We start from the raw sequence: 18,270 nt of genomic DNA on the forward strand, positions 1-18,270 counted from the left end.
TTTTTTTAGTTAGAAATACTTAAGACTTAAGGTACTTGTTGACAATATAGATAAACTAAAAATAACCATAACGCTTAAATAATTAAAATATAATAAGATTAGTGGAAGTAACCATTATTGTTAAGGTTAGAATTATAGGGAGATATAGAATAATATAACCATGAAGAATTAAAGGTTAGTAAGACTAGTATGGAACAATCGGTTACTGCAACTAATACTATTATATTTTAATTATAATTAACAGAAAGTTTAAAATGTTTAAATAGTCTGACAATTTGCAATCTTTTAACTATTATGAGTTTGTTTGTAATTTGATGAAAGTAGTTGAAAAACTATATTACATAGGAGTATAGTATTATTAGATGAATACATAATAAGGAGTTAGTTGAATCAATCTGTACAGAAAAAATGTTCTTGAAAGGAGATTTATTATGGAATTAATGAGCAAAATTTTGCAAGCAGCTAAAAATAATAAAAAGAAAATTGTACTTCCTGAAGGAAATGAAGAAAGAACGATAGTAGCAGCAGAACAAATATGTAAAAATGGATATGCTTATCCTATTTTGATAGGAAATAAAGAAGAAATAATTAAGAAAAGTGAAGATTTGAAAGTATCTCTTGAAGGGGTAGAAATAATAGACCCTGAAACTTCAGAGAATTTAAATAAATATATAGAAGCGTTTTATGAACTTAGAAAAAATAAAGGTATAACACTTGGAAAAGCAGAAAAGATAGTAAGAGATCCGTTATATTTTGGGACAATGATGGTTAAACTTGATGATGCAGATGGTATGGTATCAGGAGCTGTTCATACAACAGGAGATTTATTAAGACCTGGTTTACAAATAATTAAAACTGCAAAAGGTGTTTCAACTGTATCTAGTTTCTTTATAATAAATGTGGATAATTGTCCTTATGGCGATAATGGTACGCTACTATTTGCAGATTGTGCAGTTAATCCTAATCCAACAGAAGATCAACTTGTAGAAATTGCAATAGCAACAGCTGAAACAAGTAAGAATTTATGTGGAGTTGAGCCTAAAGTTGCCATGCTTTCTTTCTCAACAATGGGTAGTGCAGATCATGAAAATGTTACAAAAGTCAGAAATGCAACAATAAAAGCTAGGGAACAAAGACCAGACTTATTGATAGATGGAGAACTTCAATTAGATGCAGCTATTGTTAAGTCAGTTGCTGATCAAAAAGCTCCCAATAGTAAAGTGGCGGGAAAAGCAAATGTATTAATATTCCCAGATTTACAATCAGGAAATATAGGTTATAAGTTAGTTCATAGATTTGCAAATGCTACAGCTATAGGACCAATATGTCAAGGATTTGCAAAGCCTATTAATGACTTGTCAAGAGGATGTAGTTCTCAAGATATAGTTAATGTAGTGGCTATAACAGCAGTTCAAGCTCAATCTGTAGAAAAGTAATATTTGTTATAAATATATAATACAATAGATTAAGATTTTTTTTAATAAGGGGGACAATATGAAGATATTAGTAATTAATTGTGGTAGTTCATCAGTAAAGTATCAATTAATAAATATGGAGACAGAAGAAGTATTAGCTAAAGGGTTAGTTGAAAGAATAGGAATAGAAGGTTCTATATTAACTCAAAAAGTAGCTGGAGAAAAATATGTAATTGAAACACCTATGGAAGATCATAAGTGTGCTATCAAATTAGTATTAGATGCATTAATTGATAAAGAACATGGAGTAATATCAGATATGTCAGAAATATCAGCAGTTGGACATAGAGTAGTTCATGGTGGAGAAAAATATTCAGAATCAGTATTAGTTGATGATGAAGTAATGAAGGATTTAGAGAGTTATGTAAAATTAGCACCTTTACACAATCCACCAAACATTGTAGGTATAAAAGCTTGTAAGGCATTAATGCCAAATACAAAAATGGCAGTAGTTTTTGATACAGCATTCCACGGAACAATGCCAGAAGAAGCTTATATGTATGCAATACCATATGAACTATATGAAAAGTATGGAATAAGAAGATATGGTTTCCATGGTACAAGCCATAAATATGTATCTAATAAAGTGGCTGAAACAATGGGAAAAGATATAAAAGATTTAAAGATAATTACTTGTCATTTAGGAAATGGTGTAAGTATTACAGCTGTAAAAAATGGTAAGTCTATAGATACTACAATGGGCTTTACTCCTCTTGCAGGAATAGCAATGGGTACTAGAAGTGGAGATATAGATCCATCAGTAGTTTTATACTTAATACAAGAACTTGGTTATTCAGCAGAAGAAGTTAATACAATGCTTAATAAAAAATCAGGAGTTTTGGGAATATCAGGAGTAAGCTCAGACTTTAGAGATGTAAAAGAAGCAAATTATGTAAAAGGTGAAAAACGTGCTAAAATAGCTTTGGATTTATTTGCGTATGAAGTTAAAAAGCAAATAGGTGCATATACAGCTGCAATGAATGGTGTTGATGCTATAGTATTTACAGCAGGAGTTGGAGAAAATTCAGATATTACAAGAAAAGAATGTTTACAAGGCCTTGAATATCTTGGAATTGAATTAGATGAAGAAAGAAATATGCAAAATGGAGAAATAGCTAAAATATCAAAAGATTCATCAAAAGTATCAGTGTATGTCATTCCAACTAATGAGGAGTTAATGATTGCAAAAGAAACACTAGAATTATTAAATTAATATCTTGACTTTTTGTTGTAGAATTTATATAATAAATCGTGTTTGTTCAATAAATATTATAAGCTAAGGAGTGAAAAGACTCGTTAAAGAGTTGTTTTTATGAAGATAGTTTTTTCGGATATAAAAACTCGTAAAGAGAGAACTAAGAATATTTCTTTAGAATTTGTAGATGATTACTTCTTTTTTGACGGTGAGAAGATAAAATTTGCAGATAAGGTTAAGGTTCAAGGTATTGTATCTTTAGATAATGATATAATAGTTCTTGAAGCCAACATAAAAACAGAGCTTGAATTACAGTGCTCAAGATGCTTAGATACCTTTATCTATCCAATAGATATTGATATAGAAGAAAGGTTTACAAATAATGACGGAAACAAAAGTGAAGATGTTATTTATGTAAATGGTGACGACATTGACGTCACAGAAATTGTTGAAAATGCAATAATTTCATCCTTACCAATTAAAAGACTTTGCAAGGAAGATTGCAAGGGATTGTGCCAAACTTGTGGGGCTAATCTTAACAATGAAACATGTAAGTGTGAAAATGTTGATGTAGATGTAAGACTAGCAGGTTTGAAGGCGTTCTTTAATGACAAGGAGGTGTAATAATGGGAAATCCAGCAAGAAAAACTTATAGAGCTAAGAGAGACTCTAGAAGAGCTCAAACATTCAAAGCAAAAGTAGCAGGAATAGTTGAATGTCCACAATGTCATGAAATGAAACTTGCTCACAGAGTATGTAAGAAGTGTGGTTACTACAAAGGTAAAGAAGTAGTATCAACTGAAGAATAAGATTTAAGAAGGCTATAGCAGCTTTTTATGGTTGTTATAGCCTTTTTTCTATATGTAAACATATAAAAAATATAATTAATATAATTTCTAGTTATGGTATAATGAAAAAGTGTTCTTCAAGATTTTAGAACATTTAAAAATAAAAATGTTTGACAAGGGAGGTTTTAACTGTATGAAAATAGTTATAGATGGTATGGGTGGCGATAATGCACCTAGAGCTGTCGTAGAAGGCACTATAATGGCTCTTAATGAGTATAAAGATATAGATATGTATATAACAGGCCCAGAAGCGGAAATAGAACGAGAGTTAAATAAATATGAATATGATAAAGACAGAATAAAGATAATTAATACAACAGAGGTAATATCACCTAATGAGCATCCGACTATGGCTATTAGAAAGAAAAAGGACTCAAGTCTAGTGAAGGCACTTAATTTAGTTAAGGATGGAGAATGTGATGCAATTATATCAGCCGGTAGTACAGGAGCGTTTTTAGCTGGATGTACTTTGATTGTAGGCAGGATAAAAGGAATAGAGAGACCAGCATTAGCACCAATAATGCCAGGAAAAAATGGGCAGTTTATGGTTGTAGATGCAGGTTCTAATGTGGATTGCAAACCTCAATATCTTGTACAATTTGCTATGATGGGAAGAACATATTATGAGATTATGTTTGATAATGCAAATACTTCTGTGGGACTTATTAATATTGGTGCTGAAGAAGAAAAAGGTAATGAATTAACTAAAGCTGCTCATAAACTATTAAAAGATCAAGAAAAGGCATTTATAGGTAATGTGGAGCCGAGAGATGTATCTAATGGTGACTGTAATGTTTTGGTGTGTGATGGGTTTGTTGGAAATACAGTGCTAAAAATGTATGAAGGAACAGCATCAAACTTATTAAAAATTATGAAAGATGAGATTATGTCATCATCTTTAGGAGCTAAGATAGGCGCCAAGTTATTATCACCTGTATTTAAGAAGATTAAAAAGAGATTTGATTATACAGAAGTTGGTGGAGCTCCGTTTTTAGGGGTTAATGGTGTTTGTATTAAGGCACATGGTAGTTCAGATGGAAAAGCATTTAAGAATGCTATAAGACAAGCAAAGGAATTTACCGAAAAAGACGTGTTAGAAAAGATAAAATCTGAAATTAATTAGTAAAAATATTTGTAACTTATATTGACGAATAATTACAGATATAATATTATCATAGATGGAAGGTAACGGGAGGTGAAGAATTGTGTTTGAAAAGATAAAAGAAATAATAGCAGACAAATTAAGTGTTGATGCTGATGAAATTACTTTAGAATCATCATTTATAGACGATTTAAATGCTGATTCATTAGATATTGTTGAACTTATAATGGCATTAGAAGATGAATTAGACATGGAGATTCCTGATGAAGATGTTGAAAACTTCAAAACAGTTGGAGACGTTGTTAATTATGTAAAAGCAAATCATGAGGAATAATTTAATCCCGCGCTAATGCGGGATTTTGTTTTTTAGAAAAATATAAAAAAATAAGCAAAAATGTTTTCCGTGTGGTAAAATTAAATAAATCGAGTTTGAAATAAAAAATTAGTTTATTCTTGAATCTTCTTAAATAGGGCTAGTATTTAGGAGAAGGTTGAAGAATAAACCTAAGAGGAGAGAATAATATTTATGGTAAGGTTTAATCTTAAAGAAGTAGAGAATAGTTTGAACATTGAATTTGCAAATCCTGAACTGATAAAAACAGCGTTGACTCATAGTTCTTATGCTAAACAAGTAAGAGATGTAGAATATAATGAAAGACTTGAATTCTTGGGAGATTCTGTTCTTCAACTTACAATAACTGAATATTTGTATAAAAAGTATCCGGATAAGGCGGAAGGAGAGCTAACTAAACTTAGAAGTTTAATTGTATGTGAAAATTCTCTATATGTTGTATCTAGAAACTTACATTTATCTAAAAATATAAGAATGAGTAAAGGCGAAGAAATGACTGGTGGGAGAGAGAGAGTTTCAATACAAGCTGACGCAGTAGAAGCAGTAATTGCAGCCATATATTTAGATAAAGGGATGGAAGTAGCTAAGGAATTTATATTAGATAGGTTTAAGGATATAATTATAAAAGCTATTAATAATAAGATTGTATTAGACTTTAAAACTGAATTGCAAGAATATTTACAACAAGATGGTGAGGTAGATATAAAATACGAAGTGGTAAAATTAGAAGGACCACCACATAGACGTGAATTTTATGTTGATTTATCTGTAAATGGAGTGTTAAAAGGAAAAGGAGTAGGACATAGTAAAAAAGCAGCAGAACAAAATGCGGCTAAAACAGCCTTAGAAGAGATGGGAGTTATAGATAGTGAGTAAGAAACAGCATTATATAATACCTGTATTTGTACCGATGGAAGGATGCCCACATCAATGTGTTTTCTGTAATCAAGATAGAATTACAGGAATTTCTGAAGAAGAAAAGGTAGATGCTACAAAAGTTAGAAAGATAATAGACGAATATTTAGAAACTATGAATAGAGATGCTACTATAGAATTATCTTTTTTTGGAGGAACTTTTACAGCAATTGAAGAAAAAAAACAAAGAGAATTATTAGAAGTTGCTAAGGAGTACAAAGAAAAGGGATTGATAGATATGATTCATATGTCTACAAGACCAGATGCAATAAATGATTATATTTTAAGTTATTTACAAGAATATTTAGTAGATGTGATAGAACTAGGAATACAGTCATTAGATGAAGAGGTTTTACTATATAGTGGAAGAGGGCATAATGTAGAAGTGGTTACTTATGCTTCTAACCTTATAAAGAAATATGGGTTTACTTTAGGACATCAGATAATGATTGGACTTCCGAAAGATACATACGAGAGAGATATCTATTCTGTGAAGGAGTCTATAAAGTTAAATCCTGATATAGCTAGGATATATCCAGCCCTAGTTATAAAAGATACTCCTATGGAAAAGATGTATAGGAGAAATGAATATATTCCATATTCATTAGAGAAGGCTGTAGATATATCTAAAGATCTTTTAAAGCTATATGAAGAACATGGAGTTAAAGTTATAAGAATAGGTCTTCAACCTACAGAAACAATAGCAGAAGGTAAAGATGTTGTTGCAGGACCTTTTCATCCAGCATTTAGAGAATTAGTAGAAGGAAGTCTTTTTGCAGATATTATAAGAGAAAGATTATTTGAAACTAAAAATGGTACTATATACATTAATCCTAAGGATATAAGTAAGTTATATGCTAATAAAAAAATGTATTTTAAGAAACTTATAGAAGAAGGTTATAAGGTAACAGTGAAATATGATGAAAGCTTACAAAGAGGAAAATTAAAAATAAATTAGGAGGCTTTTAATGGTTGAAAACAATATATAAAAATATCATTTTATTTGTGATATACTCTTATTGATAAACCATATAAAAATATAAATAAGACTCAAAATATAAAAAAGTTAGAGAAAAAGAAACGCAGGTTACAGCGTAAGATATCAAGAAAATATATAAAAAATAAGAAAGGAGAGAGTTACTGTAAAACAAGTAACATTATAAAAGCTGAAAAAAGATTATTATAAGTTTTCAGTAACGGCAATTGTACTATGAAAAAGAGCACTAGAAATAAAATGCAAATAGCTATGGCTATATTTTTAGTTGTTATGATGATATTATCATTGATTCCAGTTATATTCTAAGGACAAGGAGGAGACGGTTTGTTTTTAAAATCATTAGAGATAAGAGGCTTTAAATCCTTTGCGGATAAGACGGAATTAAAGTTTAAGAAAGGTGTAACTGCGGTTGTTGGACCGAATGGAAGTGGAAAAAGTAATATATCAGATTCTGTAAGATGGGTTCTAGGAGAACAAAGTGTAAAGACTCTTAGAGGTGGCAAAATGGAAGATGTAATTTTTGCTGGAACTCAGTATAGAAAACCTGTAGGTTTGGCACAAGTATCATTAACTTTAGATAATGAAGATGGATCACTTCAGACAGAATATAATGAAGTAACTGTAACTAGAAGAATATTTAGATCAGGAGAAACTGAATATTTAATAAATGGTACTAAATGTAGACTTAAAGATATAACTCAATTATTTATGGATACTGGTATAGGTAAAGAAGGATATTCACTAATAGGGCAAGGTAAGATAGAGGCTATATTAAGTGGTAAACCAGAGGAAAGAAGAGCACTTCTAGAAGAAGCAGCAGGAATAGTTAAGTATAAGTCTAGAAAAGAAGAGGCTGAGAGAAAATTATCTAATACAGACAATAACTTAGTTAGAATTAGAGATATAATATCTACATATGAAGAAAGGCTAGAACCTTTAAGAATAGAAAGAGAAAAAGCATTAAAATATAGAGAGATATCTTCTGAATTAAAGGTTAAAGAAGTATCTTTAGCTGTTCATTTTATAAAAGTGATAGAAGAAGAATTAAAAGTATTTAATGAAGAAGTAGATAAAAGACAAGAAAAGTTAAATGAGCAAAAAGCAAAATTATTAGAAGAAAAGCAAATCCTAAGTGATATAAAAAATAATATAGATGAATTAGAAAGAAAAAATTCAAAAAATAAAAATGAGTATTATCAAAAAAAAGAACATATATCAGAGCTTTCTAATGAAATTTTGCTTATTCAAGAAAGAATAAAAAATGCAAATAGTATAATAGAAAAAAATACTAGTGAAATCAATTTACTTAAAAATAAAAGCGAGAATTTGATTGTAGAAAAGAATTTATTAGAAGAAGAATTAGAAAAGAAACAAAGCAGTCAAAAATTACAACAACAAGAAATTGGTTCGTTAGAAGAAAGTATAGAAAATATAGAAACTGAGAGTATCAAATTAGAGCAAAAGATAAAAAACTTAAAAGAAGATCAATTTGAAATATTAAAAGGTCATGCAGATATTAAAAATTCTATTGCTTTAATTGAGAATGATATAAAACAAAAAACAGAAAAAGAAGATACATTAAAGGTATCTTTAATGACAACAGAAGGAAATGTTAAGATTAATATTGCAACAGCTGAAGGATTAAAAGAAAAAATAAGTGATTATAAGAATAAAATTTCAACGGTTGAAACAAGCATAGTAGAAAAGAAAAAAAAGATAGCTAATATGCAAGGAAGTGTTACTAGATTAGATAATGAAGGTAGAAAATTATCAAAAGAGATAAACGAATTAGAGGCTAATAAAAATATACTATCTAATTTGGAAAAACATTATGAAGGGTATAACCGTTCAGTAAAAACACTTATGGAGCATATATCACAAAATAGAACACCTTATGCTGGTGGTACAAAAGTATTAGGAGAGATTTTTAAGGTATCAAAAGAATATGAAACAGCTATAGAGATTGCTCTTGGAGCTGGTATATCCAATGTTATTACAGAAAATGAAAAAATAGCAAAAGACCTTATTAATTATCTTAAGAGAAACAATATGGGAAGAGCTACATTCTTACCACTTAATACAATCACAGGAAATAAACTTAAATTAGATTCTAATATAAAGGAATCAGAAGGCTATATTGGTATAGCTTCGGAAATTATAGAATATGATTCAAAGTATGAAGTGGCTATGAATAATGTTCTTGGAAGAACTATAGTTGCAAGAGATATGGATACAGCTTTGGTTATATCAAGAAAAGGCCGTAACTCTTATAGGATAGTTACTTTGTCTGGAGAAATAATAGCACCAGGAGGAGCCCTTACTGGTGGTAGTATTGCTAAGAAATTTACTAATATTCTAGGAAGAAAAAGAGAAATAGAAGAACTTGGGATATCTCTAGAAGAGAAAAAGAAAAAATATAGTGAGTTAATTGCTAAATTAGAAGAAGAAAAACAAAATATAAGAAAATTAGATGAAGAAGTTTTAAATGATAGAGATTTGATTCATTCTCTAGGAATAGAAAAAACTAAAAGTGAAAGTGAAATGTCTTCTCTAAAAAATGAATATGATAGATTAAATAAAGCTGCAGATAATTATAGGAATGAACTTCAAAAAAATACTATGGATATAGAAAGATTAAAAAATAGTTATAAGATGAAGCAAGCAGAATTAGAAACATTAGAAGGTGAGAATGTTCAAAGCAAAGATAAAACAATTGAATTTGAAAATGAACTTCAAAACAAGAAAAATAACCTTCAAGAAATAAGAGAAAAATTAACTGAATTAAAAGTTAAAAAAGCTGCATTTGATGAAGTTATAACTAAAGATCTAGGAGAAGTATTCAGAAAAGGCAATGAAATAGATGAATACATAGAAAAGTCTAAAATATTGCAAGAAGAAAATAATGACAATTCTAGAAGTATAGAATCTTTTAATAAAAACATAATAAATAATAAACTTGATATAGAAAAAGAACAAAACAGATTAAAAGAACTTGAGATATTGTTTAAGGATGACGAGGTTAATAAAGCTAAGTTAAAAGAAGAACAAAATCAAAAAGAAACAATTATAAGTGAAATGAGTGAAATAATAAATAAAGACGAAGGAGATCTTAATAAAAAAGAAATCCAAAAAGCAAAGGTAGAAATGGAGAGAGAAAACCAATATACTAAGCTTAACGAAGAATTAGAATTAACTCATGCTGAAGCTTTAGAAATAGCTGTAGAAGTAGAAGATACTTCTAGATACAAAGATGAAATAAGTAGATTAAAAGGTAGAATTACAGCATTAGGTAATGTAAATCTGGCTGCTATATCAGAATATGAAGAAGTAAAAGAAAAATATGAATTTATGTTCACCCAAGAACAAGATTTAGAGAAAGCTAAAGCAGAACTTATAGCTGTTATAGAAGAGTTAACTCTTAATATGAGAGAGATGTTTAAAGAAAATTTTGCTATTTTAAATGAAAATTTCAAAGAAACTTTTAAAGAATTATTTAAAGGTGGAAATGCAGAACTTATATTAGGAGAAGGCGATGAATTAACTGCTACTATTGATATTAATGTTGAACCACCAGGTAAGAAACTTCAAAATATAAATTTAATGTCTGGTGGAGAAAAAGTTTTATCGGCAATTGCATTATTATTTGCAATTCTTAAGATGAAACCTACACCATTTTGTATCTTAGATGAAATAGAAGCTGCGTTAGATGATGCAAATGTATTTAGATATGCAGAATTTTTAAAGGCTTTTTCAAACAATATACAATTTATAGTAATAACACACAGAAAAGGAACTATGGAAGCTAGTGATGTTATGTATGGTGTTACTATGGAAGAAAAAGGTGTTTCTAAAGTAGTATCAGTAGATTTAACTAATAATTAGGAGGAAAGTACTATGTTTAATAAATTTTTTGATAAATTAAAAACAGGTTTGACTAAAACTAGAGATGGATTAACAGATAAAATAAATGAAGTCTTAAAACTTACCATTTCTATAGACGAGGATTTATATGAAGAATTAGAGGAAATACTTATAACATCAGATATAGGTATGGATACAACTATGGAGATAATAGAGAGACTTAGAAAAAAAGTTCGTGAAGAAAAGATTAATGATAAAGAATTAGTTATTCCAACATTAAAAGCAATAATAAAAGATATGATGTTAGAAGGAACAGAAGAAGCTAAGCAAGATAAAAAAGTAATGTTAATAATAGGTGTAAATGGAGTTGGTAAAACTACTTCAATAGGTAAACTTGCTGCTAAGAAAAAATCAGAAGGGAAAAAAGTTCTTCTTGCAGCTGCTGATACATTTAGAGCTGCAGCAATAGATCAATTAGAAGTATGGAGTCAAAGAGCAGGTGTTGATATAGTTAAACATGAAGAGGGCTCAGATCCAGCGGCAGTAGTTTTTGATGCTTCAAAAGCAGCAATTGCTAGAAAAGCAGATGTTCTTATATGTGATACAGCAGGTAGATTACATAATAAAAAGAACCTAATGAATGAATTGTCTAAGATAAATAAAATAATAGATAGAGAATTTGGTGAAGAAAATAAAGAGACTTTACTTGTTTTAGATGGAACAACAGGTCAAAATGCTATTGTTCAAGCAAAACAATTTATGGAGTCATGTCCGATAGATGGTATAATTTTAACTAAATTAGATGGAACTGCAAAAGGTGGAGTTGTAATATCAATAAAGCAAACACTAGGTATACCAGTTAGATATATAGGTGTTGGTGAAGGAATTGAAGACTTACAAGAATTTGATGCAGAAGCGTTTGCAGAGGCACTTTTATAAAAAAATTAAAGGTGTTAAGTAAAAATACTTGACACCTTGTAATAAATTTGATATCATCTCATTTGTGGGTAAGGTGATTAAAATGTTAGATAGAGTTGAAATTTCGTTACTTATGGATTTTTATGGTTCATTATTAACTGAAAAGCAACGTAACATCATGGAGTTATATTATAATGAGGATTTATCCTTAGCTGAAATATCAGAATTGAATAACACAAGCCGTCAAGCAATCCATGATTTAATAAAAAGATGTTACAAGACACTTCTATCTTATGAAGAAAAGCTTCACTTACTTCAAAAGAGTATGAATCGCAGACAAAAGGTTATGGATCTTTTGAATTACCTTAAGGAGGAATATTCCTTAACAGATGATGATATTGAAGAAGTATCTAATAGATTAAGAGATTTATAATAGGAGGTTTAGTATGGCTTTTGAAGGATTATCAGAGAAGCTACAGAATACCTTTAAGAAGTTAAAGGGAAAAGGTAAGCTTACTGAAAAAGATATAAAAGAAGCAATGAGGGAAGTAAAGTTAGCTTTATTAGAAGCAGATGTTAACTATAAAGTAGTTAAGAAGTTTGTTTCTGCAGTTAGCGAGAAGTGCGTTGGTAGCGATGTACTAGAAAGCTTAACACCAGGACAACAGGTTATCAAGATAGTTAATGAACAACTTACTGAACTTATGGGAACAAGTGAAAGTAAACTTAATTATTCAAGTTTAGGACCAACAGTAATAATGTTAGTGGGTTTACAAGGAGCTGGTAAAACTACAATGTGTGGTAAGTTAGCTCTAGAACTTAGAAAAAATAACAAGAAACCACTTTTGGTAGCATGTGACATTTATAGACCTGCAGCTATAAAACAACTTCAAGTTGTTGGTAAGCAAATAGATATACCTGTATTTACAATGGGTGATAATGTTTCACCAGTAGATATTAGTAAAGCAGCTATAAAACATGGTATTGACAATGGCAATAATGTTATTATAATAGATACAGCAGGTAGACTTCATATTGATGAAGAACTTATGCAAGAATTAAAAGATGTGAAGGCAGCTGTTAATCCTAATGAAATATTATTAGTAGTAGATTCTATGACTGGTCAAGATGCAGTTAATGTTGCAGAAAATTTCAATAATGAATTGGATATAACAGGAGTTGTTTTGACCAAGTTAGATGGAGATACCAGAGGTGGTGCTGCACTATCAATTAGAAGTATTACAGAAAAACCTATTAAATATATTGGTATTGGTGAAAAGATGTCTGACTTTGAAGTTTTTCATCCTGACAGAATGGCTTCAAGGATATTAGGAATGGGAGATGTATTATCTCTTATAGAGAAGGCCCAAGAAGCAATTGATGAAAAAGAAGCAGCTGATTTAACTAAGAAGATGATGGCTTCTGAACTCAACTTTGAGGATTATTTAACTGCAATGGAGCAAATGAAAAAATTAGGACCGCTAGATAAAATAATGGGTATGATACCAGGTCTTAATTCTTCGCAAATAGGTCAGATAGATTTTGATAAGAGTGAAAAGCAATTAGAAAAAACAAAAGCAATTATTTACTCTATGACAATAAAAGAAAGAAGAAATCCTGCTTTAATTATAGGTTCATCTTCAAGAAAGAAGAGAATAGCATTAGGTGCAGGAGCAACAATTCAAGAAGTTAATAAACTTATTAAAGGTTATGAAATGATGAAAAAGAACATGAAACAAATGAAATCATTAACCAAGAAATCTAAAAAAGGTGGATTTGGAAAGTTTCCTTTTATGAGTTAAGATATATAATACATTATCCTTTGAAGGAGGTGAAATAATAACATGGCAGTAAAAATAAGATTAAGAAGAATGGGTGCTAAAAAAGCTCCTTTCTATAGAATTATCGTTGCAGATTCAAGATCTCCAAGAGATGGTAGATTTATCGATGAAGTTGGATACTACAACCCAGTAGCTCAACCAAAAGAAATAAAGATCAATGAAGAAAAAGCTACTAAATGGTTACAAAATGGTGCTCAACCTACAGACGTAGTTAAGAGATTATTCGAAGAAGCTGGACTTAACAAGTAATTTGGAGGTGAAAGCTGTAGTTAGATATTAATTACAGTACATTATGAAAGAATTAGTTGAAATATTAGCTAAATCTCTTGTCGATTCTCCAGACGAAGTTAATGTTGTGGAAAAGAATGAAGGAGATTCAATTACTATAGAACTTCATGTTGCAAAAGATGATATGGGAAAAGTAATTGGTAAGCAAGGTAGAATAGCTAAAGCTATTCGTACTGTTGTAAAAGCTGCAGCTATTAAGGAAGGCAAAAAAGTAGTAGTGGAAATTATTTAGAGTTAGGTTATTCCTAACTCTTTTTGTACATTTAGATATATTTAAAAATTAATGATATTCTAGAGACCAAGTTCTTGACTTAATAGATAGAATATTGTTTAGTATACATAAAGGAGAATTATAAATATTTATGTATAATATATATTATAAGTGAGGTGAGCATATATGAATGAATATTTTAAGGTGGGACAGATTGTTAATACTCATGGTATTAAAGGTGAAGTTAAGGTTATGCCTTTAACTGATGATCCTAATAATTTTAAGAGATATGGAAAAGTTCTAATTGATGATACTTGGAGAGAAATTCAAGGAGTAAAATTCCAAAAGGATAGAGTAATACTAAAATTAGAAGGAATAGAGTCTATTAATGATGCAGAAGGGTATAAGACAAAATATTTAAAGGTGTTACGAAGTGAAGAGCCTGAACTTTCAGAAGATGAATATTATATAGCAGATATTATAGGGGCTACAGTATATGATACAGATGGAAATGACTTGGGTAAAATATCAGAAGTTATTCAGACTAAGAATAATGATGTTTATTGGATTAAGAAACCACAAGAGTTATTAATACCTGTATTGGAAGATATAGTTTTAGATATTAATGTAGAAGATAAAAAGGTTATAATTAAACCTGTTGGAGTATGGCAAGATGAAGATTAGTATATTAACATTATTTCCTGAAATGTTTCAGGTTTTTGATCATTCTATTATAGGAAAAGCAAAAGAAAAAAATATAGTAGATATTGAGTGCATTAATATAAGAGATTACACTAAAAATAAACATAAAAAAGTTGATGATTACCCATATGGTGGAGGTGCAGGTATGGTTATGGCACCTCAGCCTATAGTTGATTCTATTAAGGAATGTAAGAAGAATAATAAAGGAAAAGTTATTTTTTTAGGACCTAGAGGTAGAACATTTAATCAAGAATTATCTAAGGAATTAGCAAAGGAAGAAGAGCTTATTTTTTTGTGTGGACATTATGAAGGGATAGACGAACGAGTATATAAGCATATTGATATGGAAATTTCTCTAGGAGATTTTGTGCTGACAGGTGGTGAAATGGCGGCTATACCTATAATTGATTCAATACTTAGATTTGTACCGAATGTATTGGGAAAGGCAGAAAGCTATGCAGAAGAGTCGTTTAGTGATGGCCTTCTTGAATATCCTCAATATACGAGACCTGAAGAGTATGAGGGGGATAGAGTTCCAGAAATTTTGTTGTCTGGGCATCATGAAAATATAAGAAAATGGCGTAGAAAACAATCTATTTTAATTACAAGAGAAAAAAGAAAAGATTTATATGATAAAATAGAATTGACAAAGGAAGATAAAAAAATTTTGAAAGATGATAAACTATAAGGGGGAGTAGATAATGAAAAAAATATTATCTTATGTATTATGTTTAATGTTATTACCAACGTTGTTATTAGGTTGTGGTAAAAGTAATGACAAGAAATCAAGTGGAAAATATGTTATTGCTATAGTTCAACCAATGGATCATCCATCTTTAAATCAAATTAGAGACACTATTGTTAGTGAACTAGAATCTAGTTTAGGTGATAAAGTGAAGATTGTTACAAAAAATGCTAATGGAGATGCATCATTATTGCCTCAGATAATGCAAGATTTAGTAAGTGATGATGTAGATATGATAGTTCCTATTGCAACTAGTACAGCTCAAGCAGCAGCTTCTACTACATCTGATATAAATATTGTTTTTTCAGCTGTAAGTAATCCAATAGAAGCTGGACTTGTAAAATCTTTTGATGAAACAACAGGAAACATTACAGGAGTATCTAATTCTATTCCGATAGATAAAATAATAGACTTAGCTACTGAGATTACACCAAATGTTAAGACTTTTGGATTAATATATAATAGCAGTGAAATTAATTCAGTCACAGGTATAGAAAAGGCTAAAGAATATTTAGATAAGCTAGGATTGAAATACAAAGAAGCTACAATAACAGGTACAGCAGATTTACAACAAGCAGTATCATCATTAGTTGGAAGTGTAGATGCATTCTTCACACCAAACGATAATACAGTAGCTTCAGCAATGACAACTTATGTTCAGTTAGCAACAGATGCAAATCTTCCTATATACGTAGGAGCAGATTCTATGGTTAATGATGGGGGCCTTGCAACAGTTGGTATAGATTATACACAATTAGGTAAACAAACAGCTGCAATGATTAAGAAAATATATGACGGTGCAGCTATAAAAGATACACCAGTTGAACAAATATCTGAATATGCAAAGATGATAAATAAAGGTACAGCAGAAAAATTAAATATTACTGTTCCAGATAATATAAAAGATGAATTTGTAGTTATTGGCGATTAGGATAAAAAATCTGGAGGAGTTTATATGAAAAGTAATCATAGAAAAATAGGTATTATAGGTGTGGGTCATGTTGGCTCACACTGTGCACTAAATATTGCAATGGAAGGTATTGCAGAAGAAATAATATTTATAGATAAAGATATAGAAAAGGCAGCAAGCCATGCTAAAGATATAAAAGATGCAGTTATGTATATGAAACATCCTGTAGCTATAAATGTTGGAGATTATAGTGATATCGATGATGCAGATATTTTAGTTATAAGCATAGGAACTTCAAGAAAAAAAGGTCAAACAAGATTAGATATGTTAGATGATGCTATAGTTGAGATGAAAGATGTAACAAAAGCTATCAAAAATTCTAAATTTAATGGAATAATAATAACTATATCAAATCCAGCAGATATTATAGCTAACTATACATATGTTCATACGGGATTTCCTACTCATAAAGTTTTTGGTACAGGAACTTCACTTGATACAGCAAGACTTAAAAGAACTATAAGTGAAGTGTTAGAAGTGGATATAAGATCTATTCAATGTTATTCTATGGGTGAACATGGTAATTCATCTATGATTCCATTTTCAAATATAACAATAGGGGGTAAACCTCTTGTAGATTTTGTTAAAAGTAATCCTAAGTATCAAGATATTAGCTTAGACATGATACTAGAAAGAACTCGTGAGATAGGAAATGAAATAATTGATGGAAAAGGATCTACAGAATTTGGAATAGGTGCAGTTCTTGCAGATATATGTAAAGCAGTATTATACGATGAAAAAAGAATAATGCCTGTTTCTACTTTTGTACAAGGTGAATATGGCCAATCAGGTTTTTATGTTGGTGTTCCAGCAATTGTTGGAGCAGAAGGTGTAGAAAGTATAGTAGAAATTAAATTGTCAGAAGATGAAAAAAAACAATTCAATGAATCTTGTGAGATAATAAAGAAATATAATATAAGAGCTGAGAGTATATAGGAGGGGTATTGGTATGTCGACATTAATAATAGGATCAATACAATTAGGTTTTTTGTATGCAGCAATGGCAATGGGCGTATATATATCCTTTAGAATATTAAATACAGCTGATTTAACTGTAGATGGAAGCTTTACATTAGGAATGGCAGTTGCTGCAATGTTAACTGTATCAGGGCATCCATATATAGGTGTTTTATTAGCTATAATTTGTGGAGCTTTAGCTGGTTGTGTTACTGGAATATTACAAACTGTTATGAAGATACATCCTATATTAGCTAGTATTCTTACAATGACAGGTTTGTATTCGGTTAATATTGCTATAATGGAAGGTAAATCTAATGTTTCTTTAGTAGGGCAAGAAAATATATTTTCTTCATTTCAGAAGCTAACAGAAATTGATGGAAATACATGCAAAACAATATTGCCAATAATTGTGTGTGCCATAGTATTGATAATAATGATTATATTTTATAAAACAAGAATGGGACTTGCAATAAGAGCAACTGGAGATAATGAAAATATGGTTGAATCATCTTCAATTAATGCAAACATTTATAAATGTTTGGGACTTGCTATTGCAAATGCATTGGTTGCATTATCAGGAGCTCTTATTACTCAATATCAATCATTTTCTGATGTTGGTTCAGGAAGTGGTATGGTAGTTATTGGATTGGCGTCAGTAATAATTGGAGAAACATTAGTTGGAAAAAGAACAGTAACTATAGGATTTGTTTCAGCAATTGTAGGTTCTGTAATATATAGAATAATAATTGCTATTGCACTTAAATTTGATTTATTTCCATCATATGCACTTAAGATTATATCAGCAATAATAGTTGTTATAGCATTGATTATACCTAATATAAAACAAAATGTTTCTTATAGAAGAGCTAGAAAAAGAGAAGAGGTGTAAT

Annotated in this window: 20 protein-coding genes; all 20 read left to right on the forward strand. The window is 29.9% G+C overall.

Annotation, left to right across the window (positions count from 1 at the left end; all coding sequences use genetic code 11):
- Positions 1 to 431: 431 nt before the first annotated feature.
- The 20 genes from pta to KQI77_RS11035 all read left to right on the forward strand — a co-directional run bounded on the left by pta (position 432) and on the right by KQI77_RS11035 (position 18,269).
- Entirely contained in the window at positions 432 to 1,436 is a 1,005-nt protein-coding gene (gene pta, locus KQI77_RS10940) for a phosphate acetyltransferase (protein WP_216390466.1), read from the forward strand.
- A gap of 58 nt (positions 1,437 to 1,494) precedes the next feature.
- A complete protein-coding gene (locus KQI77_RS10945; RefSeq protein ID WP_216390467.1) occupies positions 1,495 to 2,688 on the forward strand; it encodes an acetate/propionate family kinase in 1,194 nt (397 codons plus the stop codon).
- A 99-nt stretch (positions 2,689 to 2,787) separates the two neighbouring features.
- The gene (locus tag KQI77_RS10950) at positions 2,788 to 3,294 is read left to right on the forward strand and encodes a DUF177 domain-containing protein (RefSeq protein WP_216390468.1); all 507 of its coding nucleotides are present in this window, start codon (positions 2,788 to 2,790) and stop codon (positions 3,292 to 3,294) included.
- A gap of 2 nt (positions 3,295 to 3,296) precedes the next feature.
- Entirely contained in the window at positions 3,297 to 3,479 is a 183-nt protein-coding gene (gene rpmF / locus KQI77_RS10955) for a 50S ribosomal protein L32 (RefSeq protein WP_216390469.1), read from the forward strand.
- Positions 3,480 to 3,651: 172 nt separating this feature from the next.
- Positions 3,652 to 4,641: a phosphate acyltransferase PlsX gene (gene plsX, locus KQI77_RS10960; protein WP_216390470.1), complete on the forward strand. Its 990-nt coding sequence runs from the start codon at positions 3,652 to 3,654 to the stop codon at positions 4,639 to 4,641.
- An 82-nt stretch (positions 4,642 to 4,723) separates the two neighbouring features.
- Positions 4,724 to 4,954, forward strand: coding sequence for an acyl carrier protein (acpP, locus tag KQI77_RS10965; RefSeq protein ID WP_216390471.1), 231 nt, complete (start codon positions 4,724 to 4,726; stop codon positions 4,952 to 4,954).
- A gap of 192 nt (positions 4,955 to 5,146) precedes the next feature.
- Complete coding sequence (gene rnc, locus KQI77_RS10970) at positions 5,147 to 5,848, forward strand: ribonuclease III (protein ID WP_216390472.1); 702 nt, start codon at positions 5,147 to 5,149, stop codon at positions 5,846 to 5,848.
- Positions 5,849 to 5,882: 34 nt separating this feature from the next.
- Positions 5,883 to 6,845, forward strand: coding sequence for an elongator complex protein 3 (locus KQI77_RS10975; protein ID WP_216390619.1), 963 nt, complete (start codon positions 5,883 to 5,885; stop codon positions 6,843 to 6,845).
- 252 nt (positions 6,846 to 7,097) lie between these two features.
- Complete coding sequence (locus tag KQI77_RS10980; RefSeq protein ID WP_216390473.1) at positions 7,098 to 7,190, forward strand: DUF4044 domain-containing protein; 93 nt, start codon at positions 7,098 to 7,100, stop codon at positions 7,188 to 7,190.
- Positions 7,191 to 7,208: 18 nt separating this feature from the next.
- Positions 7,209 to 10,766 (forward strand): chromosome segregation protein SMC, encoded by a 3,558-nt coding sequence (gene smc, locus KQI77_RS10985; RefSeq protein WP_216390474.1) that lies wholly within the window; start codon positions 7,209 to 7,211, stop codon positions 10,764 to 10,766.
- 12 nt (positions 10,767 to 10,778) lie between these two features.
- On the forward strand, positions 10,779 to 11,684 hold the full coding sequence (gene ftsY, locus KQI77_RS10990) for a signal recognition particle-docking protein FtsY (RefSeq protein WP_216390475.1): 906 nt from the start codon (positions 10,779 to 10,781) through the stop codon (positions 11,682 to 11,684).
- A gap of 82 nt (positions 11,685 to 11,766) precedes the next feature.
- A complete protein-coding gene (locus KQI77_RS10995) occupies positions 11,767 to 12,096 on the forward strand; it encodes a putative DNA-binding protein (RefSeq protein ID WP_216390476.1) in 330 nt (109 codons plus the stop codon).
- A 13-nt stretch (positions 12,097 to 12,109) separates the two neighbouring features.
- Positions 12,110 to 13,465: a signal recognition particle protein gene (gene ffh / locus KQI77_RS11000; protein ID WP_216390477.1), complete on the forward strand. Its 1,356-nt coding sequence runs from the start codon at positions 12,110 to 12,112 to the stop codon at positions 13,463 to 13,465.
- Between the two features lie 42 nt (positions 13,466 to 13,507).
- Positions 13,508 to 13,753, forward strand: a complete 246-nt coding sequence (gene rpsP, locus KQI77_RS11005) for a 30S ribosomal protein S16 (RefSeq protein WP_216390478.1) — start codon at positions 13,508 to 13,510, stop codon at positions 13,751 to 13,753.
- Positions 13,754 to 13,796: 43 nt separating this feature from the next.
- Positions 13,797 to 14,024, forward strand: a complete 228-nt coding sequence (locus tag KQI77_RS11010; RefSeq protein ID WP_216390479.1) for a KH domain-containing protein — start codon at positions 13,797 to 13,799, stop codon at positions 14,022 to 14,024.
- Positions 14,025 to 14,189: 165 nt separating this feature from the next.
- Positions 14,190 to 14,687: a ribosome maturation factor RimM gene (gene rimM / locus KQI77_RS11015; RefSeq protein WP_216390480.1), complete on the forward strand. Its 498-nt coding sequence runs from the start codon at positions 14,190 to 14,192 to the stop codon at positions 14,685 to 14,687.
- Positions 14,677 to 15,393, forward strand: a complete 717-nt coding sequence (gene trmD / locus KQI77_RS11020; protein WP_216390481.1) for a tRNA (guanosine(37)-N1)-methyltransferase TrmD — start codon at positions 14,677 to 14,679, stop codon at positions 15,391 to 15,393. The genes rimM and trmD overlap by 11 nt, the downstream gene beginning before the upstream one ends.
- 13 nt (positions 15,394 to 15,406) lie before the next feature.
- Complete coding sequence (locus tag KQI77_RS11025; protein WP_216390482.1) at positions 15,407 to 16,381, forward strand: ABC transporter substrate-binding protein; 975 nt, start codon at positions 15,407 to 15,409, stop codon at positions 16,379 to 16,381.
- 24 nt (positions 16,382 to 16,405) lie between these two features.
- Positions 16,406 to 17,356, forward strand: a complete 951-nt coding sequence (locus KQI77_RS11030; RefSeq protein WP_216390483.1) for an L-lactate dehydrogenase — start codon at positions 16,406 to 16,408, stop codon at positions 17,354 to 17,356.
- Between the two features lie 13 nt (positions 17,357 to 17,369).
- A complete protein-coding gene (locus tag KQI77_RS11035; RefSeq protein ID WP_216390484.1) occupies positions 17,370 to 18,269 on the forward strand; it encodes an ABC transporter permease in 900 nt (299 codons plus the stop codon).
- The last annotated feature ends 1 nt before the right edge of the window (position 18,270 follow it).

This window comes from Clostridium sp. MSJ-8 (assembly GCF_018918325.1).
In the GTDB taxonomy this organism is placed as follows: domain Bacteria; phylum Bacillota; class Clostridia; order Clostridiales; family Clostridiaceae; genus Clostridium.

Coding starts and splice junctions, on each gene's coding strand:
- pta (WP_216390466.1), top strand. CDS start 432: ATGGAATTAATGAGCAAAATTTTGCAAGCAGCTAAAAATAATAAAAAG.
- KQI77_RS10945 (WP_216390467.1), top strand. CDS start 1,495: ATGAAGATATTAGTAATTAATTGTGGTAGTTCATCAGTAAAGTATCAA.
- KQI77_RS10950 (WP_216390468.1), top strand. CDS start 2,788: ATGAAGATAGTTTTTTCGGATATAAAAACTCGTAAAGAGAGAACTAAG.
- rpmF (WP_216390469.1), top strand. CDS start 3,297: ATGGGAAATCCAGCAAGAAAAACTTATAGAGCTAAGAGAGACTCTAGA.
- plsX (WP_216390470.1), top strand. CDS start 3,652: ATGAAAATAGTTATAGATGGTATGGGTGGCGATAATGCACCTAGAGCT.
- rnc (WP_216390472.1), top strand. CDS start 5,147: ATGGTAAGGTTTAATCTTAAAGAAGTAGAGAATAGTTTGAACATTGAA.
- KQI77_RS10975 (WP_216390619.1), top strand. CDS start 5,883: ATGGAAGGATGCCCACATCAATGTGTTTTCTGTAATCAAGATAGAATT.
- KQI77_RS10980 (WP_216390473.1), top strand. CDS start 7,098: ATGAAAAAGAGCACTAGAAATAAAATGCAAATAGCTATGGCTATATTT.
- ftsY (WP_216390475.1), top strand. CDS start 10,779: ATGTTTAATAAATTTTTTGATAAATTAAAAACAGGTTTGACTAAAACT.
- KQI77_RS10995 (WP_216390476.1), top strand. CDS start 11,767: ATGTTAGATAGAGTTGAAATTTCGTTACTTATGGATTTTTATGGTTCA.
- ffh (WP_216390477.1), top strand. CDS start 12,110: ATGGCTTTTGAAGGATTATCAGAGAAGCTACAGAATACCTTTAAGAAG.
- rpsP (WP_216390478.1), top strand. CDS start 13,508: ATGGCAGTAAAAATAAGATTAAGAAGAATGGGTGCTAAAAAAGCTCCT.
- KQI77_RS11010 (WP_216390479.1), top strand. CDS start 13,797: ATGAAAGAATTAGTTGAAATATTAGCTAAATCTCTTGTCGATTCTCCA.
- rimM (WP_216390480.1), top strand. CDS start 14,190: ATGAATGAATATTTTAAGGTGGGACAGATTGTTAATACTCATGGTATT.
- trmD (WP_216390481.1), top strand. CDS start 14,677: ATGAAGATTAGTATATTAACATTATTTCCTGAAATGTTTCAGGTTTTT.
- KQI77_RS11025 (WP_216390482.1), top strand. CDS start 15,407: ATGAAAAAAATATTATCTTATGTATTATGTTTAATGTTATTACCAACG.
- KQI77_RS11030 (WP_216390483.1), top strand. CDS start 16,406: ATGAAAAGTAATCATAGAAAAATAGGTATTATAGGTGTGGGTCATGTT.
- KQI77_RS11035 (WP_216390484.1), top strand. CDS start 17,370: ATGTCGACATTAATAATAGGATCAATACAATTAGGTTTTTTGTATGCA.